General features: G+C 72.4%; 21 protein-coding genes. 9 read left to right on the plus strand and 12 right to left on the minus strand.

Going from position 1 to position 20,507, the window contains the following annotated elements; all coding sequences use genetic code 11:
• Positions 1-113 precede the first annotated feature (113 nt).
• From AQJ84_RS09710 to AQJ84_RS09725, 4 genes are all read right to left on the minus strand, one after another.
• Positions 114-476 carry a UBP-type zinc finger domain-containing protein gene (locus tag AQJ84_RS09710; RefSeq protein ID WP_030045540.1) on the minus strand — a complete coding sequence of 121 codons (363 nt, stop codon included), beginning with the start codon at positions 474-476 and terminating at the stop codon, positions 114-116.
• Entirely contained in the window at positions 473-1,939 is a 1,467-nt protein-coding gene (locus AQJ84_RS09715) for an ATP-binding protein (RefSeq protein WP_030045541.1), read from the minus strand. Before AQJ84_RS09715 ends, AQJ84_RS09710 begins: the two co-directional genes overlap by 4 nt.
• On the minus strand, positions 1,936-3,612 hold the full coding sequence (locus AQJ84_RS09720) for an FAD-dependent oxidoreductase (protein WP_053191407.1): 1,677 nt from the start codon (positions 3,610-3,612) through the stop codon (positions 1,936-1,938). The genes AQJ84_RS09715 and AQJ84_RS09720 overlap by 4 nt, the downstream gene beginning before the upstream one ends.
• Before the next feature lie 130 nt (positions 3,613-3,742).
• A complete protein-coding gene (locus AQJ84_RS09725; RefSeq protein WP_030045544.1) occupies positions 3,743-4,096 on the minus strand; it encodes a VOC family protein in 354 nt (117 codons plus the stop codon).
• A gap of 63 nt (positions 4,097-4,159) precedes the next feature.
• On the opposite strand from AQJ84_RS09725, the gene AQJ84_RS09730 reads away from it, so the two are divergent.
• Positions 4,160-5,032, plus strand: a complete 873-nt coding sequence (locus AQJ84_RS09730) for a universal stress protein (RefSeq protein WP_030045545.1) — start codon at positions 4,160-4,162, stop codon at positions 5,030-5,032.
• Positions 5,033-5,038: 6 nt separating this feature from the next.
• On the opposite strand, the gene AQJ84_RS09735 is transcribed toward AQJ84_RS09730, so the two are convergent.
• From AQJ84_RS09735 to AQJ84_RS09750, 4 genes are all read right to left on the minus strand, one after another.
• A complete protein-coding gene (locus tag AQJ84_RS09735; protein ID WP_030045546.1) occupies positions 5,039-6,277 on the minus strand; it encodes a DUF4032 domain-containing protein in 1,239 nt (412 codons plus the stop codon).
• Between the two features lie 59 nt (positions 6,278-6,336).
• The gene (locus AQJ84_RS09740) at positions 6,337-7,083 is read right to left on the minus strand and encodes an MBL fold metallo-hydrolase (RefSeq protein WP_030045547.1); all 747 of its coding nucleotides are present in this window, start codon (positions 7,081-7,083) and stop codon (positions 6,337-6,339) included.
• Between the two features lie 48 nt (positions 7,084-7,131).
• Positions 7,132-7,371, minus strand: coding sequence for a hypothetical protein (locus AQJ84_RS44955; RefSeq protein ID WP_030045548.1), 240 nt, complete (start codon positions 7,369-7,371; stop codon positions 7,132-7,134).
• Between the two features lie 375 nt (positions 7,372-7,746).
• Positions 7,747-8,376, minus strand: a complete 630-nt coding sequence (locus tag AQJ84_RS09750) for an alpha-ketoglutarate-dependent dioxygenase AlkB (RefSeq protein ID WP_030045549.1) — start codon at positions 8,374-8,376, stop codon at positions 7,747-7,749.
• Positions 8,377-8,501: 125 nt separating this feature from the next.
• Between AQJ84_RS09750 and AQJ84_RS09755 the strand changes: the two genes are divergently transcribed.
• Together AQJ84_RS09755 and AQJ84_RS09760 are read left to right on the plus strand one after the other, a co-directional pair.
• Complete coding sequence (locus tag AQJ84_RS09755; RefSeq protein ID WP_030045550.1) at positions 8,502-9,137, plus strand: TetR/AcrR family transcriptional regulator; 636 nt, start codon at positions 8,502-8,504, stop codon at positions 9,135-9,137.
• Positions 9,138-9,165: 28 nt separating this feature from the next.
• On the plus strand, positions 9,166-10,839 hold the full coding sequence (locus AQJ84_RS09760; protein WP_053191405.1) for an FAD-binding dehydrogenase: 1,674 nt from the start codon (positions 9,166-9,168) through the stop codon (positions 10,837-10,839).
• 47 nt (positions 10,840-10,886) lie between these two features.
• Here AQJ84_RS09760 and AQJ84_RS09765 read toward each other — a convergent pair whose 3' ends face one another.
• Positions 10,887-11,237: a DUF488 domain-containing protein gene (locus AQJ84_RS09765; protein ID WP_030045552.1), complete on the minus strand. Its 351-nt coding sequence runs from the start codon at positions 11,235-11,237 to the stop codon at positions 10,887-10,889.
• A 206-nt stretch (positions 11,238-11,443) separates the two neighbouring features.
• Between AQJ84_RS09765 and AQJ84_RS09770 the strand changes: the two genes are divergently transcribed.
• The 4 genes from AQJ84_RS09770 (at position 11,444) to AQJ84_RS09785 (ending at position 16,327) form a co-directional block, all read left to right on the plus strand.
• Complete coding sequence (locus AQJ84_RS09770; RefSeq protein WP_053191402.1) at positions 11,444-12,856, plus strand: M1 family metallopeptidase; 1,413 nt, start codon at positions 11,444-11,446, stop codon at positions 12,854-12,856.
• Between the two features lie 76 nt (positions 12,857-12,932).
• Entirely contained in the window at positions 12,933-13,688 is a 756-nt protein-coding gene (locus AQJ84_RS09775; protein ID WP_030045554.1) for a L,D-transpeptidase family protein, read from the plus strand.
• A 63-nt stretch (positions 13,689-13,751) separates the two neighbouring features.
• Positions 13,752-14,450 carry a response regulator transcription factor gene (locus tag AQJ84_RS09780; protein ID WP_051870311.1) on the plus strand — a complete coding sequence of 233 codons (699 nt, stop codon included), beginning with the start codon at positions 13,752-13,754 and terminating at the stop codon, positions 14,448-14,450.
• On the plus strand, positions 14,447-16,327 hold the full coding sequence (locus AQJ84_RS09785; protein ID WP_053191400.1) for a sensor histidine kinase: 1,881 nt from the start codon (positions 14,447-14,449) through the stop codon (positions 16,325-16,327). The genes AQJ84_RS09780 and AQJ84_RS09785 overlap by 4 nt, the downstream gene beginning before the upstream one ends.
• Positions 16,328-16,438: 111 nt before the next feature.
• Here the strand turns inward: AQJ84_RS09785 and AQJ84_RS09790 are convergent, their stop codons facing one another.
• A complete protein-coding gene (locus tag AQJ84_RS09790) occupies positions 16,439-16,690 on the minus strand; it encodes a WhiB family transcriptional regulator (RefSeq protein ID WP_030045557.1) in 252 nt (83 codons plus the stop codon).
• Positions 16,691-16,819: 129 nt separating this feature from the next.
• Positions 16,820-18,040 (minus strand): saccharopine dehydrogenase family protein, encoded by a 1,221-nt coding sequence (locus AQJ84_RS09795; RefSeq protein WP_030045558.1) that lies wholly within the window; start codon positions 18,038-18,040, stop codon positions 16,820-16,822.
• A gap of 107 nt (positions 18,041-18,147) precedes the next feature.
• Between AQJ84_RS09795 and AQJ84_RS09800 the strand changes: the two genes are divergently transcribed.
• Positions 18,148-18,852, plus strand: coding sequence for a TetR/AcrR family transcriptional regulator (locus AQJ84_RS09800; RefSeq protein WP_053191398.1), 705 nt, complete (start codon positions 18,148-18,150; stop codon positions 18,850-18,852).
• 3 nt (positions 18,853-18,855) lie between these two features.
• On the opposite strand, the gene AQJ84_RS09805 is transcribed toward AQJ84_RS09800, so the two are convergent.
• Complete coding sequence (locus tag AQJ84_RS09805) at positions 18,856-19,755, minus strand: LysR family transcriptional regulator ArgP (protein ID WP_053191434.1); 900 nt, start codon at positions 19,753-19,755, stop codon at positions 18,856-18,858.
• Between the two features lie 69 nt (positions 19,756-19,824).
• Between AQJ84_RS09805 and AQJ84_RS09810 the strand changes: the two genes are divergently transcribed.
• Entirely contained in the window at positions 19,825-20,439 is a 615-nt protein-coding gene (locus AQJ84_RS09810; protein ID WP_030045561.1) for a LysE/ArgO family amino acid transporter, read from the plus strand.
• The last annotated feature ends 68 nt before the right edge of the window (positions 20,440-20,507 follow it).

Genomic DNA, 20,507 nt, shown 5'->3' on the forward strand with positions numbered 1-20,507 from the left:
CGAGCGCCGGGCGGCCTCGCGACGGCTTCCACGTGGTCACCGGAGCCGCCGGGCCGCGCCCTCAGGGCGGCAGGGGCGAACCCTCCCTCACCTCCGCGGTCGCGGACCGGCGCTCACTGCCGCAACGTCCGGGCCCAGTCGGCCGGTACCCGTCCCGCCGGGCCCGGTGCCGGCTGGTCCGCGGGGTGGCTGGCCGGGGGCGCCAGCTCCGGTCCCGACTCGTACAGCTCGTTCGTCGCGTAGTCCCAGAACCAGCCCTCGCCGGGCTCGAAGCTCTGCACCAGGGGATGCCCGGTGGCCCGGTAGTGACCGGTGGCGTGCCGGCCCGGGGAGGAGTCGCAGCAGCCGATGTGCCCGCACCGCGCGCAGCGCCGCAGGTGGAACCACCAGCCGCCCGCCGCGTCGCACTCCACGCATCCGGCGCCGCTCGGCGGGATGTCCGGAGCGACTGAGTCGACTCCGCTGTCGCTGGTCATGCGAGCTCCTCGGGTGCCGTGTCGGATTCGGACTCCGCCGCCGTGAGCGGCAGAAGGACCTGGAAGCGGGTGTCGCCCGGCTCGGACTCCACCTGCAGGGTGCCGTGGTGCTTGTTGACGACGATCCGCCAGGAGATGTCCAGCCCGAGCCCGGTGCCCTCACCGACCGGCTTGGTGGTGAAGAACGGGTCGAAGATCCGGCTGCGGATCTCCCGTGGGACGCCGGGCCCGGTGTCACGGAACTCCACCAGCAGCCGGTCGTGGTCGAGAGCCGTGCGCACGGTCAACGTGCCTTCCCCGCCCGCGCTGTTGACGGCCTGCACCGCGTTGTCGATCAGGTTGGTCCACACCTGGTTCAGCTCCGCCGGGTACGCCGGCACCCTCGGGAGCGTGCGGTCGTACTCCTTGACGACCTTGATCCGCGGGCCGATCTTGCCCGACAGCATCAGCAGGGTGCTGTCGAGGAGTTCGTGGACGTCGGCGACCTGGTAGGGGGCCCGGTCGAGCTGGGAGTACTGCTTGGCGGCGTCCACCAGGTGAGAGATGCGGTTGGTGGAGTCGTTGATCTCGTCCATCAGCAGCTCGGTCTCGACCGTGTAGTTGAGCCAGCCGATCGCGTTCGGCAGGATCTCCGCGGCCACGGCCGCCGCTACCTGGTCCAGCCAGTCCGCGTCCAGACCCGCCTGCACGAAGGTGGGCGCGATCCGCCAGCCCTCCGGGATGCCGTGGTCGTCGAGCCAGTCCGTGAGCGCGTCCTCCCGGTCCGAGGCCTCCAGCGGACTCAACGTGGGGGCCTTGGCGACGCGTTCGGCGGTGCGTTCCTGGATGTCGATGAGGTTCGCCATCACCTCGGGGGAGTAGGAGCCCTGGGCGATGACGGCGAGCTTGTGCCGCATCTTGCCCACCCGTTCCCGCAGGGTCGCGGTGGCCCGGACGGCCGCCGCCGCGGGGTTGTTCAGCTCGTGGGTGAGACCGGCCGACAACGAACCGAGCGCCAGCAGCCGTTCGCGCTGCCCGATCGCCCGCTGGGTGTTCTTCGAGCCGAAGAACAGCCCCTCCAGCAGATGTACCGCCATCGGGAACCACTCCTGCATGAAGCTCGCGAACACGTCCGCGGGCAGCACGAAGAACCGCGTCGGTTCCGTGACACGCATCGAGTTGTTGTAGACCTGCCGCACCCGGTCGCCCAGATACGCCTGCATGGACCCGGCGTACACCCCGCGCTGCGAGGTGCGGCTGACCTCCACGTCGTCACCGCCGACCCGGCGGGACAGCACGACCGTGCCCTCGAGCATCACGTAGAAGCAGGTGGCGGGCTCGCCCTCGGTGTAGACGGGCCCGGCCTCGAACCTCTCCACCCGCCCCGCGGCGCACAGCTGGCCCAGCTGCCCGGGGGACAGCTTCTCGAACAGGAACAGCGCCCCGATCTCCTGCGGGCTGCACGGCATGGGCTGCCCGCTCACGACTGCTCCAGATACCGGTGTACGAGCATCACGGCCATGGCTCCCTCTCCGACGGCGGAGGCGACCCGCTTCGCCGACTCGGCGCGGGCGTCGCCCGCGACGAACACGCCGGGAACGTTGGTCTCCAGGTGGTACGGAGGCCGGTCCAGCTCCCAGTCCGCCGGGGGTCGCCCGTCCGGGGTGAGGTCGGGCCCGGCCAGGATGAACCCGTGCTCGTCGCGCAGCACCGTGCCGTCCAGCCAGTCGGTCAGCGGGGCCGCGCCGATGAACACGAACATCCACTGTGCGTCGACGAGTTCCCTCGCCCCGCTGCCGAGGTCGCGCAGCGTGAGCTGCTCCAGGTGTCCGGCGCCGTGCGCGGCCTCGACGACCGTGCCGCAGCGCACCGAGATGTTGGGGGACTCCTCGATCTGCTGGATCAGGTAGTGCGACATCGACGCCGACAGCGACGCGCCGCGCACCAGCAGTGTCACCGACTTGGCGCCCCGGGCCAGGTACATCGCCGCCTGCCCCGCGGAGTTGGCGCCGCCCACGATGTACACGTCGTGGCCCTGGCAGGACGCGGCCTCGGTCAACGCCGAACCGTAGAACACCCCGCAGCCGGTCAGGTCGGTGGTGCCGGGCGCCTCCAGCTGCCGGTAGGACACGCCGGTCGCCAGGATCACGCTGTGCGCGGCGATCGCCGAGCCGTCCGAGAACCGTACGACCCGAGCGGCCCCGTTGACCTCCAGCCCGGTCACCTCGCGCGCGCTGAGGATCTCGGCGCCGAACTTCGTCGCCTGCCGCCGAGCCCGGTCGGTGAGCTGGCCGCCCGACACGCCGTCCGGGAAGCCGAGGTAGTTCTCGATCCGGGAGCTCTGCCCGGCCTGTCCGCCGGTCGCCGAGCGCTCCACGAGCACGGTCCGCAGGCCTTCGGAGGCCCCGTACACGGCCGCGCCGAGCCCGGCCGGACCGCCGCCGATGACGACGAGGTCGTAGAAGTCGGCCGCGGGCGTGGTGGCGAGACCCACCCGCGCGGCCAGTTCGGGGGCCTCGGGCTCGACCAGCGCGGTGCCGTCCGGTGTGATCACCAGCGGCAGCCGCCGGGCGTCCTGCCCGGCCGCCGCCAGCAGCCGCCGCCCCTCGGGCTCGTCCGCCGAGTACCAGCGGTACGGCACCTGGTTGCGGGCCAGGAACTCCCGTACCTCCGACGAGCGCGCCGACCAGCGGTGACCGACCACCTTGGTGGCGGGCACCGGCCGGAAGTCGCTGCACCGCCAGGCCTCGAGGAGGTCGTCGAGGACGGGATACAGCTTCTCCTCGGGCGGATCCCACGGCTTGAGGAGGTAGTGGTCAAGATCCACGACGTTGATGGCGTCGATCGCGGCGTTCGTGTCCGCGTAGGCGGTCAGCAGGACCCGCCGGGCCCCCGGATACACGTCCAGGGCCTGCTCCAGGAACTCGATGCCGTTCATCTGCGGCATCCGGTAGTCGGCCAGGATCACGGCGACCAGGTCACCGCGCAGCTTCAGCTCGCGAAGTGCCTCCAGGGCGGACTCGCCGGACTCCGCGCGCACGATCCGGTACGACTCGCCGTAGCGGCGCCGCAGGTCCCGGGCGACGGCTCGGGACACTCCCGGGTCGTCGTCCACGGTCAGGATGACGGTCCGCGCCGTCTCCGCGGCCTGTGCCATACGTCTCCCACCCCGAGCGTCCGGATGCACGGCACGGCGGTCCCCGCTGTCATCAAGCCACCGTGCCGGTTCCCGTCCATCGTATGTTCGATCGTCCCGCTCCGCTCAGGCGCGCGGGAGCTCGCGGGCGTCAGCCGTGGCGGGGCCCCAGCACACAGAACTCGTTGCCCTCGGGGTCCGCGAGCGTCACCCACGACTGCTCGCCCTGGCCGACGTCCGCGTGCCGTGCGCCGAGGGCGAGGAGGCGGGCCACCTCGGCCTCCTGGTCGACGGGCCGGAAATCGAGGTGGAGGCGGTTCTTGACGGTCTTGCCCTCCGGCACCGGCGCGAAGAGCAGCCCCGGAAGCCGGTCCTTCTGGGGCCGGATCTCGAACTCGTCGGGGAGATCGCCCACGACCACCCACCCGAGCGCCTCGGCCCACCAGCGGCCCAGAGCCCCCGGGTCGGCCGCGTCCACGACAACCTGTTCCCATTCCAAGGTCATGTCGTCAGCGTAGTGAAGACTGGGTACCGGTCACGAGACCACGACACAGGGGAGGCCCACAGAATGACGCGCCCGATCACGGCAGGGGTCGACGGATCCGAGGAGAGCCTGGCCGCGCTGGCCTGGGCGGCCAGGGAGGCGGTCCGGCGGAGGCTGGCGTTGCGGGTGGTGCACGCCTGGCGGTTCCAGCCGTACGAGGTGATCGAGGCGGCGGACCCCGAAGTGCAGGCCGGATGGGCCAAGGAGGCGGTCGGCGAGGCCGCCCGGACCGTGACCGAGCGGCATCCCGAGCTCGAGGTGTCCACCGACGTGGTGGCGGGCGGCAGCGTGGACGCCCTGGTCGCCGCCGCGGCCGAGGCCGAGATGCTGGTCCTCGGCTCGCGCGGTCACGGCCCGGTCGTCGGGTTCCTGGTGGGCTCGGTAGGCCAGCAGGTCATCGTGGAGGCCCCGCGCCCGGTCGTCCTGGTGCGCTCCGGCGACAAGGCCTCCGGTGAGGCCGCAGGCCGCGAGATCGTCGTGGGTCAGCAGGGCGACCCGGAGGACAGCGCCGAGGTGCTGCGGTTCGCCTTCGAGACGGCCGCGGCGCGCGGCGCGTCGGTCCGTGCGGTCCGGGCCTGGACCCTGCCGCCGGTCTTCGCCTACAGCCCGGGCTCGCTCAGGCTCCTCGACGAGGCCGGCGGACTGGAGCCGTACGAGAAGAAGGCCCTGTCCGCGGCGCTGGAGCCGTGGCGGAACCGCTTCCCGGACGTGCCGGTGACCGAGCACGTGGAGATGGGCAGCGCCGGACAGGTGCTGCTCTCGGTGGCCGGCGCGGCCCAGCTGATGGTCGTCGGCCGTCGCGCCCACCGTACGGCCGTCGGCGCCCGCATCGGCTCGGTCGCCCACGGCGTCCTGCACCACGCCGGCTGCCCGGTGGCCGTGGTGCCGCACGCCTGAGGCCGGTCAGTCGGCGGCCGGGGTGGGCCTGAGCGTCTCGCGGGCCGTGGGGAGGATGTTGTTGAGGTAGTCCTCGACGGCCGTGTCCAGCCCGATGTCGTGCTGGGCCCGCTCGGACAGGTACCAGCGGTGTTCCAGCAGCTCGTGGTAGATCTCGGCCGCGTCCATGGACCCGCGCAGCTCCAGGGGCACGGCCCGCACGGTCGGACGGAAGACGTCCCGCACCCAGCGGTGCGCGAGCACCTCGGGACGGGCGGCGAGGGGGTCGCCCGGGGCGTAGTCGTCCTGGGTGGCCATCCAGCTCTCCAGGTCGCCCAGGAGGCGCCGGGCCTGGTTCTCCTCGGTGTCCAGGCCCGTAAGGCGCAGCAGCTGGCGCTGGTGGTGGCCCGCGTCCACGACCTTGGGCACGAAGGTGACCGAGTCGCCGTTGGAGGAGTGCTCGATCTGCATCTCGGCCACGTCGAAACCGAGCTCGTTCAGCCGGCGGATCCGGCGCTCGATGTAGTGGTACTTGCCGGCCGGGTAGACCGACCTGCGGGTCAGCTCCTCCCACAGCCGCCCGTAGCGCGCGCAGATCTCCGTGCCGAACTCGATCGGGTCCACGGAGGGGTGCAACGCCCCCGACGCCTCCAGGTCGAGCAGCTCACCGCTGATGTTGACCCGGGCCAGATCGAGGTCGTACTCGCGCTGGCCGACGCTGAGCTGCGAGTGCAGATCACCCGTCTCCGCGTCCACCAGGTACGCGGCGTAGGCGCCCGCGTCGCGTCGGAAGAGGGTGTTGGACAGCGAGCAGTCGCCCCACGCGAACCCGGCGAGGTGCAGCCGCACCAGCAGGACCGCCAGGGCGTCCATCAGCCGGTGCATGGTCGCCGGCCGCATGGTCGTCTCGAACATCGACCGGTACGGCATCGAGCCACCCAGGTGCCGGGTGACCAGCACCGACTCCAGCGGCCCTGCCCCCGAGTCGGTGCGGCCGGTGACCACGGCCAGCGGATCGACCGCGGGGATGCCGAGCCGGTCCAGGTCACGCAGCAGTTCGTACTCGCGCAGCGCCGGACGCTCGGCGAGCTCCTTGACGGCGATCACCTCGTCGCCGGCGCGGGCGTAGCGCACGACGTGGCGGGAGATGCCGCGCGGCAACGGCACCAGGTACTCCTCGGGCCACTCCTCCAGGGGGAGGTGCCACGGCAGTTCGAGCAGGAGCGCGGGGTGCTCCGGGTTGGTCGCGCTGATCTGCAGGGCCATGGCTCGTGTGTCCTTATGTGCGTGTCGCGTGCTGCCGCGCCGGTGATCGTCACCTCACCTTAGAGTGCGCGCTCCCTGGCTTGAAGCGACGCTCCACGGACCGGACCGCGGTGCACCGGCCCGTGGCCGGGCAGCAGGGTGTCGCCCGCGAGGTCCGCGAGGACGTCCAGCGAGGCCACGGCACGGGCCCGTTCGTGGTGGAACATGTCGGGAAGCAGCTGCGGGCCCTCGACCCGCGAGGTGGGGTGCCCGCTGACCAGGGCGTCGCCCGAGATCACCACCCCGGTGTCGGGGAGGTGGTAGGCGGTGTGTCCGTCGGTGTGGCCGGGCGTGTGCACGGGGACGGGCCGGCCGGGCAGGTCGAGCGGGCCGGTCACGGGGAAGGGCTGGGGGGAGGCGACGGGGACGTGCGCGGTGCCGCCCGAGCGGATCGCGTGCACCGCCCAGGGCAGGACTCCGGGCCGCCAGCCGTTCCTCAGCACCGTCCCGACGCTGACCTGGTGCAGGAACTCCCGCCGCGCGTGGGGTACTTCGGCCTCGTGCAGGTACACGGGCATGCCGTAGGCGGTGCGCAGGTACTCGGTGGAGCCGAGGTGGTCGTTGTGGGCGTGCGTGATCAGCACGGCCGCGACCGCCTCCGGTGAACTGCCCACCTCCGCAAGGGAGGACAGCAGCAGCTCCCGGTCGCCCGGGTATCCGGTGTCGACGAGCGTGACGGCGTCCCCCTCTTTGAGGATCACCCAGTTCGTGTTGCTGCCGTGCACCAGATAGGTACCGGCGGCTACCTGCTGCACGTCTGCCCGCATGATCGTCCCGAGTGTTGAGGAACTGCCCGACGGACACAGCAAAGCAGATCAGGAGGGAGGCGGAGTCGGCGGGTCCGGTCGCATGCCGAACAGGGAACGGGTGATCCGCGTCCGGCGTACGAGGTACTCGTACGGGCCGAGAGCCACCGCCAGGGAAGCCGCCACGATCGCCGCGTACTTGACCAGGATCGACGCGGGCAGGCCCACCACGCCGTACGCGAAGGCGACCACGACCGGCTGGTGCAGGACGTACAACGGCAGGGCGGCGACGGTGAGATACGGCGTCACGCGCGCCGTGCGGCGGCCGCCCTGGCCCGAGCACCCTCGCCGGACGCACCCTCTGCGGACCTCTCGCCGGGCCGGTCCAGCAGCCCTAGGATCGCCGTCAGGCCCAGCGGTTCCAGCCCGCGAAGCTCTCCTCCATACCGAGCAGCGCGTCGATGAGGGCGAGCGGCAGCGCGGGCACCAGGAGGAGTGCCGGCCGTCGTTCCACCGCCTCTCCCGTGCGCCGGGCAGCGGCCCCCAGGGGTGGCCCCCTCCGATGAGCGTCAGTGTGGGGGAGCGGGGACGCGGGACGACCGGGTTCCGCCGGAACGGGGCTGCCTCCGGCACCGTCCGCCGGAGGCAGCCCCCGCGTGCGGCCGAGGCGGCCGCCTCTCCGCCTCAGCGCACGCCGTGCGGCCGGAACTGGATGCTGATGCGCGGTCCCGCCGCGCGCTTGGTCTTCGGTACGGCGTGCTCCCAGGTGCGCTGGCAGGAGCCGCCCATCACGATCAGGTCGCCGTGCCCCAGCGGCCGACGGACCGTCTCCCCGCCGCGCACCGGACGCAGCAGCAGATCCCGGGGAGCGCCCACGGACAGGATCGCGACCATGGTGTCCTCGCGGGCTCCGCGCCCGATGCGGTCCCCGTGCCAGGCCACGCTGTCCCTGCCGTCGCGGTAGTAGCACAACCCGGCCGTGGTGAACGGCTCGCCCAGTTCCTCGGCGTAGTGCGCGGACAGCGCCTCGCGGGCCTGGGGCAGCACGGGGTGCGGGAGGGGGTCGCCGGGTCCGTAGAACGACAGCAGCCGGGGTACGTCGACCACCTGGTCGTACATCTTCCGGCGCTCCGCACGCCACGGCACCTCGGCGGCCAGCTGTTCGAACAATCCGTCCGATCCGCTCAGCCAGCCGGGCAGCACGTCGATCCAGGCGCCGAGACCGAGCACGGTCCGGCGGATCCCGTCGAGGGGCCCGAGCCACAGCCGGTCGGCCTGGTCGAAGAGCGAGCCCTGGAGGTGGTGCGCGGTCATGCTGCCAGCGTACTCCTCATTCGAATATATGTTCCCAATGAATCCGGCCGCCCGTCGCTTTCGGACCGAGGCTTTCGATGCATCGATGTATCGGATACATTCCTGTATCGAACGGAGGGCCGAACATGGCGGTGGAGCAGACGACCAGGCGCGTGACCAGGCGTCGTGTCCGTACGCGCGCCAACCTGCTGGACGCGGCCTTCGCGGTCTTCGCCGCCAAGGGCTTCGGGCGGGTCTCGATCGAGGAGGTCTGTGAGGCGGCCGGTTACAGCCGGGGTGCCTTCTACTCCAACTTCGACAGTCTCGACGAGCTGTTCTTCGCCCTCTACCGGCAGCGGGCCGACCTGATCGCCGAGCAGGTGACCGAGGCCCTGGCCCTGGACGGACCCGGACTCGACGTACCGGCGTCCGTGGACCGCGTCACCGAGGTGCTTCTGCTCGACGTGGACTGGCTGCTGGTCAAGACGGACTTCCTGGTCCACGCAGCGCGTGACCGGGCCGTCGCACAGACCCTGCTGGAGCACCGGGAGCGGCTGCGGCGGGCGATCGAGGAACGGCTCGCCCGCGCCACGGGACACACCGCCCTGCCCGCCGTGCTCGGCGGCGTCGACGGCGCCGCCCGCGCGGTCGTCGCCGCGTACGACGGAGTCACCACCCAACTGCTGCTGGACAAGGACATCGAGCGCGCCCGCGTCTGGCTGGGCCAGTTGCTGACCGCGCTGCTGACCGACGGCAGCGGAAGACCCGAACAAGACCTCTGAGACCCCCATGAGAAAGGCAACGGTCGCCATGGATGCGGACGTCATCGTCGTCGGAGCCGGACTCGCGGGCCTGGTCGCGGCACACGAACTCACCAGCAAGGGCCGCCGGGTCGCGCTGGTCGACCAGGAGAACGCCGCCAACCTCGGCGGCCAGGCCTTCTGGTCCTTCGGCGGGCTGTTCATCGTCGACACCCCGGAGCAGCGCCGCCTGGGCATCAAGGACTCCTTCGACCTGGCCTGGAGCGACTGGCAGGGCAGCGCCCGTTTCGACCGGACCGACGACGAGGACTCCTGGGCGGTGCGCTGGGCGCGCGCCTACGTCGAGTTCGCGGCGGGGGAGAAGCGGTCCTGGCTGGAGGGGCACGGCATCAAGTTCCTGCCCACCGTCGGCTGGGCCGAGCGCGGCGACCTGACGGCCCAGGGCCACGGCAACTCCGTCCCCCGCTTCCACATCGCCTGGGGCACCGGCACCGGAGTCGTCGAGCCGTTCGTCGCGTACGCCAAGCAGGCGGCGCGTGACGGGCTGCTCACCTTCTACCACCGCCACCAGGTCGACGAACTGGTCGTCGAGGAAGGCGCGGCCCGCGGGGTCCGCGGCACCCTGCTGGCCGAGGACGACTCCCCGCGGGGCGTCTCCTCCAACCGCGACCGCGTGGGCGACTTCGAGCTCACCGCCCGGGCCGTCGTCGTCACCAGCGGTGGCATCGGCGCCAACCACGACATCGTCCGTCGCTACTGGCCCGAGCGCCTGGGGACCCCGCCCGCCGAGATGGTCACCGGCGTCCCCGCCTATGTCGACGGCCGGATGCTCGACATCAGCGCCGCGGCCGGTGTCCGCCTGGTCAACCGCGACCGTATGTGGCACTACACCGAGGGCCTGCAGAACTGGGACCCGATCTGGCCCGGCCACGGCATCCGCATCCTGCCCGGCCCGTCCTCGATGTGGTTCGACGCCCTCGGCCGCCGGCTGCCCGAGCCGTGTCTGCCCGGCTACGACACGCTCAGCACGCTCAAGTACCTGCGCACCACCGAGGACATCGCGGACCACGACCACTCGTGGTTCATCCTCACCCAGAAGATCATCGAGAAGGAGTTCGCCCTGTCGGGCTCCGAGCAGAACCCCGACATCACCGCCAAGGACCGGGCCGGCTTTCTGAAGACCCGGGTCCTGGGCAAGGGGGCACCCGGCCCGGTCGACGCCTTCGTGCGCAAGGGCGCGGACTTCGTGACCGCCTCCAACCTGGAGCAACTGGTCGAGAAGATGAACGCGCTGACGGACAAGGCGCTGCTCGACGCCGCCGTCATCCGGCGTCAGATCGAGGCCCGTGACCTCCAGATCGCCAACGCCTTCAGCAAGGACGCCCAGGTGCAGGGCATCCGCAACGCGCGCCGCTACATCGGCGACCGCCTCGGCCGCGTCGCCACCCCGCACCGCATCCTGGACCCGGCCGCCGGGCCCCTCATCGGCGTCAAGCTGCACACCCTCACCCGCAAGACGCTCGGCGGCATCCAGACCGACCTCGACTCCCGCGCCCTCGGCACCGACGGCAAGCCCCTCGACGGGTTGTACGCGGCGGGCGAGGTCGCCGGGTTCGGCGGCGGCGGCGTCCACGGCTACAACGCGCTGGAAGGCACCTTCCTCGGCGGCTGCCTCTTCTCGGGGCGGGCCGCGGGCCGGGCCGCGGCCCGGCAGACCGCCTGACCCGTCCGCGCCGGTCCGTCTCCTCGGCCCTCGAGCCGGCTCTCGGGTCAGCCCTCCAGGAGACGGACCAGCACGGACGCGTGGCTCTCCTCGGGGGCCTTGGCGGCGGTCAGCAGCGTGACGGCGCCCTTTGCGGCCAACTCCCGCACATGGTCGAGGCGTTCGGCCGCCTCGGGAGCGGCCAGCTCCGCCTCGTAACGCCGGCCGAACTCCTCGTACGACGCCTCGCCCGCGTGATACCAGCGGCGCAGTTCGGTCGACGGGGTGAGGGCCTTGGGCCACTCGTCGACACGCGCCGCGTCCTTCGAAAGACCGCGCGGCCACAGCCGGTCCACCAGGACACGCACACCGTCGTCGGACCTGGGCGCTTCGTACACGCGGCGGACGCGCACGCTCATGGGCGGGCCTTTCGAAAGAGGGGCCGAGGAGGTCGCCGACGCCGCACGGGCCGGCGGTGCCCGCCGACGCGGGGCCTGTCGGGAGCGTATCGCCGGGTCCCCGCGTGCGCCGGTCGACGCGACGCGACTTGACCTGATCAAGGGCGCGACACGCAAGGGGCGGCTCATAGGGTGGGCGGTCGGCCCCCCACTCGTCAGGAGCGCACGTGACGCAGCCCGCCGGACGTACCGCCGTTCTCCGCCGCGAAGCCGTGACCGCCACCGTCCCCGTCGCCCTGGCGGCCCTGTTCGTGGCCGCCGGACCCGCGTCCGCGGCCACCGCCGGCGCGGCCGGCGTCGGTGACCCGTACTTCCCGCTCGCCGGGAACGGCGGCTACGACGTCCGCCACTACGACCTGACCTTCCGTTACGACCCCGGCAACGGCCGCCTCAAGGGCAAGGCGTTCCTCACCGCCCGCGCCACCCAGTCACTCACCCGCTTCGACCTCGACCTCAACGGACTGAAGGTCACCGGCCTCACGGTCGACCACGTCAAGGCGCACCACACCCGCGACGGCCAGGAACTCGTCGTCACCCCGCGCCACGCCCTGCGCAAGGGCCAGGAGTTCCGCGTCACCGTCGGCTACGAGGGCAGACCCGGCCCGGTCACCGACCCGGACGGCTCGCTCGACGGCTGGATCCCCACCGACGACGGCGCCTTCGTGGCCGGCGAGCCGCAGGGCGCCATGACCTGGTTCCCGGCCGACAACCACCCCACGGACAAGGCGTCCTACGACTTCGAGATCACCGTCCCCAAGGGGCGCACCGCCGTCGCCAACGGCGTCCTCCTCGGCAAGCGGACCGCGCACGGACAGACCACCTTCCGCTGGCGCCAGCAGGAGCCGATGGCGGCCTACCTCGCCACCGCCACGATCGGGAAGTTCGAGGTCAGGCAGTACACCACCCGCGACGGCATCAAGGTCTACGACGCCGTCGACCCGCGCGAGGCCGAGGCCGCGGCACCCGTCCTGAAGAAGCTGCCCTCCGTACTGGAGTGGGCGAGCGACCTCTTCGGGCCCTACCCCTTCCGTGCCGCCGGCTCGATCGTCGACCACGCCCCGGACGTCGGCTACGCCCTGGAGACCCAGACGCGTCCCGTCTACGACGCGGCACCCGACCTGAGCACCCTCGTCCACGAGAGCGCCCACCAGTGGTTCGGCGACTCGGTCACCCTCACCTCCTGGAAGGAGATCTGGCTCAACGAGGGGTTCGCGACCTACGCCGAATGGCTGTACAGCGAGCAGCACGGCGGCACCAGCGCCCAGCAGATCTTCGACGGGCTCTACGCCCGCCCGGCGAGCGACGGCCTGTGGGAGTTCCCGCCCGGCGACCCCGGCAGCGGCGCGAACATCTTCGGCACCCCCGTCTACGCCCGCGGCGCCATGACCCTGCACGTCCTGCGCAAGGCCGTGGGGGACCGGGCCTTCTTCCGCGTCCTGCGGGCCTGGGCGGCACAGCACCGCGACGGCCACGGCACGACCCCGCAGTTCGTGCGCCTCGCGGAGCGGCAGTCGGGGAAGGACCTCGGCGGACTGTTCCACACCTGGCTGTACAAGGCGGGCAAGCCGGGCAAACCGTAGGTCCGAACGGGTCAAGTGGACCGAACAGGGGCCGTTACCTGACGAGTTCCTCACAAGTATCGGTCAAGGTCGATCCGTGATCGCACCCAGGACTTCAATCGCGCTGCTCGCCGCGTCCCTGCTGCTCACCGGATGCGGCAGCGGCGCGGCGGCGATCTCGGACCCACGCCCCGAGGCCGCCCCGACCACCAGCACGCCCGCGCCCTCACCCCCACCCTCCCCGGCGGTCTCCGTCCAGGCGGCCCCGCGGCAGCTGCCCGGACTGGGGCCGGAGACCCTGGCACAGGTGCCGTCCGCCACCGGCCAGGTCGTCATGGCCACCGGCCGGGGCAAGAACTCGTCGCGCTCCACGGTCGTCCTGTACGAGCGCGCCGCGGGAGGGTGGCTGGCCGGGGAGGAGTGGCCCGCGCACAACGCGTACAAGGGCTGGACCCACCACCACCGGGCCGGGGACCTGCGCTCACCGGTGGGTGTCTACGACCTGACCGACGCCGGCGGCCTGCTCCCGGACCCGGGCACCCGCCTGCCGTACGACCACGGCGACGGGTTCACCGCCACCGGAACCGGGTTCGAGGGCGAGGAACTGGCCGGGGCCTTCGACTACGTGATCGCCGTCAACTACAACCGGCAGCCGGGCACGTCCCCCCTCGACTGGACCCGCCCGCTGGGCGCGAAACGCGGCGGCGGCATCTGGCTGCACGTCGACCACGCCGGGCCCACGCAGGGCTGTGTCAGCATCGCCCGCGAGCACATGAGGGAACTGCTGCAGAGGCTCGACCCGAAACAGCGCCCCGTGGTCGTCATGGGCGACGCCGAGTCACTGGCCCGCTGAGCCCGCTGAGCCCGTTGAGCCCGCCGAAGCCCTCCGAACCCCGAACCGCTTAGGATCCGCCGCGTGTGCGCACATGTGCTGGTCGCCGAGGACGACGAGATGCAGGCCGAACTCATACGCCGGTCCCTGCTGGCGGAGGGTCACACCGCCACGGTGGTCCACGACGGGCGGGCCGCCCTCGACGCGGCCCGCCGACTGCGGCCGGACCTCGTCGTGCTGGACCTCATGCTGCCCGTGATCGACGGCTTCGGCGTGTGCCGGGCCCTGCGCCACGACGACGACGTCCCCGTCCTCATGCTCACCGCCCGCGCCACCGAGGACGACCTGCTGCTGGGCCTGGAGCTGGGCGCGGACGACTACATGACCAAGCCGTACAGCCCCCGCGAGCTGATGGCCCGCATCCGCACCGTCCTGCGGCGCAGCGCACGCACCCCGGGCGAACGGCGAGACGATCCCGTCGTACGCGCCGGGGGGATCACGATCGATCCCGAACGGCACGAAGTGCGCTGCGAGGGAGCGCTCGTCGAGTGCACACCGGCCGAGTTCGAGATCCTCCTCGCCATGGCCGCCGAGCCCGAACGGGTCTTCTCGCGGTGGCAGTTGCTGGAAGTCACCCGGGGCACCGACCGTGCCTCCACCGAGCGGGCCGTCGACGTCCACATCATGAACCTGCGCCGCAAGACGGAGACCGACCCGCGCCGGCCGACGCGGCTGCTCACCGTCTTCGGGGTCGGCTACAAGCTCAGCGGGGGACGTGGATGAGCGGCCGGATACCGCTGCGCAAGCGCCTGCTGGTCCGGCTGCTGATCGCCGCCGGCCTCATCGCCGTGTGCTCGGTGGCGGCGACCGCCTGGCTGGCCGTCGAGACCACCACCCGCGCCCTGCGGGAGGAACAGGGACAGGTCCTCGCCGACGACATGGACGTCCTCGCGCGGCTCAGCGGCTACGCGGCGACCCATTCCGACTGGAAGGGAGTGGAGCGGACCGTACGGGAACTGTCCGCGAGGACCGGGCGGCGCGTCGCGCTCACCACCCCCGACCGCACGACCATCGCCGACTCGGCGCCACGCGGAACCTCCCTGCCGCTCAGCGCCGCCGCCACCGTCGACCCCCTGCGCACCGACACCTACAGCGAGCGCGGCGCCCAGCTCGGCGGCACGGACCCGCGGGTCGTGGGCCCCTACCGGCTCACGGCCGCGGAACGCGCGAAGCTCGACACGCTGGCCCGGACACGAAAGAACTGCTTCGCCCGCTACGGCATCGACACGAGCCTCACCCGCATGCCGAGCGGCCGCCCGGTCCTCACCCCGGCGGACGGCGCCGCCGACCCAACCTACGTGCCCGAAGGATGCGCCGACGGCCGGCTAGGCACGCCGACGCCCACGGAGGACAAGGCGCTCGAAGCACTCCAGGAGCAGGCCGGTGGCTGTCTGACCCGGGTCGGCCTGCCGGAGGACATACCGCTGGCCCTGGGCGTCGACCTCACCGGTGTGTCCTCGCGGGCCCCGGCCCTCGGGCCCGGGTTCGCCAAGTCGGGGGACGGCAAGGCCTGGCGGGCGGCCCGGGAGTGCCTGGAGGACGCCCGCCGCGCCCAGCTCGACCCGTACGTCGCGCCCGCCGCCGAGCTGTTCCTGGGGGACGGTGGCGACACCCCCGCCGTGCGCTTCGACATGTCACCGGCCAACAAGGCCAAGGTCGTCGGCGCCGCCGGGCTCGTCCTCGCCGTCACCGTCGCCGTGACCGCCGTGGTCGCCACCCGGCTCGTGCGGCCGCTGCGCGCGCTGACCGCGGCGGCCCAGCAGCCGCCCGACCGGCATGTCCGGGTCCCCGTCACCACCCGGGACGAGACCGGTATCCTCGCCGCGGCCTTCAACGAGCTGACCGAGCGCCGTGAACGCCTGGAGGCCCAGCGCAAGGCGATGGTCAGCGACATCGCGCACGAACTGCGCAGCCCGCTCACCAACATCCGCGGCTGGCTGGAGGTCACCCGCGACGGAGTCGTGGAGCCCGACCCGGCGCTGCTCGCCTCACTGCACGACGAGGCCCTCGTGCTGCAGCGTGTCATCGACGACCTGCGCGACCTCGCCGACGCCGACGCCGGCACCCTGCGCCTGCACCCGGAGCCGGTGCGCTGCGACGAACTCCTCGACCAGGTAGCCGCGGCCCACCGCGTCGCGGCCGACGCCGCCGGGGTCACCCTGCGCACCGCCCTCGAGGGCACGCCGTGGCTGGACGCCGACCCGGTGCGGATGCGGCAGGCGCTGGGCAACCTGGTCTCCAACGCCCTGCGCCACACACCCGCGGACGGCACCGTCACGCTGGCGGCGCGCCGCGACGGCGACGACGTGTTGCTGGAGGTCACCGACACCGGCGCCGGTATCGCGCCGGACGACCTGCCGCACGTCTTCGACCGTTTCTGGCGCGCGGAGAAGTCCCGCAGCCGCCGCACCGGTGGCAGCGGTCTCGGCCTGCCGATCGTCCGTCACCTGGTCGTGGCGCACGGCGGAACGGCGGACGCCACGAGCGAACCCGGCGCCGGCAGCGTCTTCACCCTGCGACTGCCCCAGCCGACGCGGCAGGACGACCCGCCCGGCCGGGCAAGCGCCCAGGGCGCCGAAGCCGGACAGGGGACGGCCTGACGTCCGAGGGACGGACCTCGGGGCGCTGTCGGGGAGGCGCGGCACGCGGTGAACAGGCAGGGGATTTCCTGGGGTCCAGCGCGCCGCGCCCGCCGCCGGCGCGGCCCGGGGTCACCCGGACTTCCTCCGGGAGCCCGCGCGCCGCCTCAGCGAACGGCGTTCGTTCTCGCTCGTGCCGCCCCAGACGCCCAGAGTCTGCCCGGTGTCCAACGCCCACTGCAGGCACGGCTCCTGCACCGGGCAGCGCCGGCAGACGGCCTTCGCCTGCTCCTGCTGCACCAGCGCCGGTCCGGTGCTGCCGATCGGGAAGAAGAGGTCGGGGTCCTCTTGGCGGCACGCGGCGTGGTCTCGCCAGCTGTCCATGAAAAGTCACCTGCGATCGAAAGTCGTGTGCCCTCGGGAATTCCTTACTCGCTTCCGGGTCACCTGTCCACGCATGGATGAAACAACCGAGTCCTGTGGGACCCCGATCGGACGGCCGGCGCGGCTCGTTCACTGCTCCCGCAGACCCCACGGGGAGCCGTACGCGGTGAGCAGGTCGAGGAAGGGGCCGGCCGGGAAGGCCTCCGGGCCCAGGACGCCAACGCCGGACCAGACGCCGCCGGCGAGGAGTTCGAGGGCGACCACCGGGTTCACGGCGGTCTGCCACACCACGGCCTGACAGCCGTACTCGGTCATCGACCACTGGTTGTCGACCACGTGGTACAGGTACACCTCCCGCGGCGCCCCGTCCTTGACGCCCCGCACCCAGGTGCCCGCACAGGTCTTGCCGTGCATCCGCTCGCCCAGCGTCGCCGGATCCGGAAGACACGCGGCGACGACGTCCCGTGGCGAGACGGCGACCGGACCGTCGACGCCCGGTACGGTCACCGGCTCCGTGCGGTCCAGTCCCAGCAGGTGCAGCGTCCTGAGGGTCTCGACGAACTCCCGGCCCAGGCCGTACTTGAAGGTCACGCGGCGTGCTCCGACCCAACGCGGTACGAGCAGCACCTCCTCGTGCTCCACGTTCACGCACTCGACCGGCCCGATGCCCTCGGGAAAGTCGAACACCTCGGGCTCGCTGAACGGCTCGGTGGTGAACCACCCCTTGTCGGCCTCGTAGACGACCGGCGGGTTGAGGCACTCCTCGATGGTGGTCCAGATGCTGAAGGACGGCGCGAAGTCGTAACCGTCGACCGTCAGGTTCGCGCCGTCGCGAACGCCGATCTCCTCGATCTCGTCGAAGAGTTCGTCGGCCGCGTACCGGGCGAAGACGTCCGACAGACCCGGCTCCACCCCCATGCCGACGAGCGCCAGCACACCCGCCTTCTCCCACTCCTCTGCCTGCGCGAACTGCTCGTCGCCGAGCTTCACCCCGCACTCCTCGTACGGCCGTTCGGGATGCGGCCGGGACAGTGACATCGCCATGTCCAGGTAGGTGGCGCCGGCGGTGCGTGCCGCACGGAAGAGCGGCATCACGAAGCGCGGGTCGGTGGCGTTGAGGAGGACGTCACAGCCGTGGCGCTCCAGCAGCGCCGCGACCGCCGCCTCGTCCCCGGCGTCGACCCGCTCGGCCCGGAACCGGCCGCCGCCGTCGCCGAGGGCCGCGACGGCCGCCTCGGCCCGGGCCGGGTCGTAGTCGGCGACCACCATCGCGTCGAAGAACGGCCGTCTGGCCGCGATCCGGGTGACGGCGGTGCCCACACCGCCGGCTCCCACGAGCAGTACACGCATGACAAGCACTCCCTGACGTTCGAAGGTCGCAGCTGTTCGGGGCCCCTGCGGCCGATACAACGCCCCGCCGTCACGTAAGGTCAATGGCGTTGGCATAAGGAGGCGGCGTGCCCAAACCAGTGGTCCCCGAGGAGAAGCGGCGCCGGCGCAGGCCCACCAGGAGCGGCACCGTGCTGTCCGAGCGGCTCATCGTGGAGACCGCGCTGCGCATGCTGCGCGAGCACGGCAGCGCGGGGCTGACGGCCCGCCGTCTCGGCCTCGCCCTGGACGCCGACCCGTCCACGCTCTACCGGTACTTCCGCGGCATGGACGAGCTGACGCTCGCCATCGGTGACGCCCTGATCGGCCAGGCGCTGCGGGGCTGGCGGCCGACGGGGGAGTGGCGGGCGGACCTGCGCACCGTCGGACTGCGCGTCCACGCCGAGTACGTCGCCCATCCGCAGGCCGCCCTGCTGACCACCAGCCGGGTCACCGGCCGGGCGAACGAACTCGCCGCCGACGAGGCCGTCCTGGACATCCTGCGCACGGCCGGGTTCCCCCTGCCGGACACCGTGCGCGTCTACCACGCCTTCATCGACCAGACCCTGGCCTTCGCCGCCCTCGACGCCGCCTCGCTCGCCCTGCCGAGCGACTCGCTGCACGCCGACGAGCACATGTGGCGCTCGACGTACGCCCGCCTGCCACGCGCCACCCACCCCCGCATCGCCGAGGCGGCACCCCTACTCGCCGCCCGCATGGTCACCAGCGCCTACCCGACGGCCCTGGAGATGCTTCTGGACAGCGCCGAGGCGCAGCTCGCGGCGATCCGCTAGCCGCTAGTCGCGCAGCGCCTCCGCGGCGGCCGCCACCACCGCGGTGGCCACGGAGGCCAGCGCAGGGGAGTCCAGCTTCCACTGCTGCCAGTACAGCGGTACGTCGACGGTGTGCTCCGGGGCCAGCGGGACCAGGTGGCCCGCGCGCAGCAGTGGGACCGCCTGCACCTCCGGCACCAGGCCCCACCCGAGACCGGCCGCGACGGCCTCGACGAATCCTTCCGAGGTGGGCAGGGAGTGCCGTACCGAACTCGCCGCGCCGGTGCCGCCCCGCAGCCGCCGGACGAACGCGTCCTGGAGTTCGTCGCTGCGGTCGAAGGTCAGTACCGGCGCGCGGGTGAGAGCGTCGCGCAGTGCCCCGCCGAGATGCCTCTCCGCGAACCCGGGGCTCGCCGCCGCGACGTACCGCATCCGTCCCAGCGGCCGCACCGAACAGCCCGCCACGGCGTCCGGCGACGAGGTCACCGCGGCCATCACCAGACCCTCCCGCAGCAGCTCCGCCGTACGGGTCTCGTCCTCGCGGCGCAGTTCGAAGCAGAGCTGCGGCTCCTGCGGCACCCGCGTGAGCGCCCCCAGGAACCACGTCGACAGGGAGTCCGCGTTCACCGCGACGGACACCCGGGTCGGCTCGCCGTCACCGCGCAGGCCGAGCTCCGCCCGGGCGTCCCGCTCCAGCCGGGCCAGCTGCCGGGCGAACCGCACGACGACCTCGCCGGACTCCGTCGGCCGCACCGGCTTCGTACGCACCAGCAGCACCCGGCCGGTGCGCTGCTCCAGTGCCTTCACCCGCTGACTGACCGCCGACGGCGTCAGGTGGAGGGCGGCGGCCGCCGCGTCGAAGGTGCCCTCGTCGACCACCGCGAGCAGCGTCCGGACCTGATCCAGCGGAAGTTCGGTCATCATCACGACAGCTAATGATAGGTAAGAATCTTTAGCTGTACACCAGGTGATCGCTTCTCTAGCGTCGACGCCATGACCGCCTCCCTGACCGCCGCGGCCGCCGGATTCGGCACCGGCCTCTCGCTCATCGTCGCCATCGGCGCCCAGAACGCCTTCGTCCTGCGCCAGGGGATCCGCCGCCACGCGGTCCTCCCGGTGGTCGGCATCTGCGCCCTGTCCGACGCCGTACTCATCGCCCTGGGCGTCGGCGGCGTGGGCGCGGTGGTGGTGGCGTGGCCGGGTGCGCTGACGGCGGTCGGCTGGATCGGCGGCGCGTTCCTGCTCTGCTACGGCGCCCTCGCCGCCCGGCGGGTGTTCCGGCCGGGGGAGGCGCTGCGCGGCGACGGCGAGGCGGAGGGCTCGCGGCGGCGGGCGGTCCTCACCTGTCTGGCGATGACCTGGCTCAACCCGCACGTGTATCTCGACACGGTGTTCCTGCTCGGCTCCGTCGCCGCCGACCGCGGGGCGATGCGCTGGACGTTCGGGCTCGGCGCGGTGCTCGCCAGCCTGTGCTGGTTCACCGCGCTCGGCTTCGGCGCCCGCCTGCTCGGCCGCTTCCTGGCCCGGCCGGCGGCCTGGCGGGTACTGGACGGCCTGGTCGCCGCGATGATGATCGTCCTCGGGATCACCCTCGTCGCCGGGACCTGAGGGTGCGGCTCCCGACCCCTCGACCGGTGCTGCGATAGTGAACCCCGGCAGAAAGATGTAACGAACAA

This window comes from Streptomyces resistomycificus (assembly GCF_001514265.1).
GTDB lineage: Bacteria > Actinomycetota > Actinomycetes > Streptomycetales > Streptomycetaceae > Streptomyces > Streptomyces resistomycificus.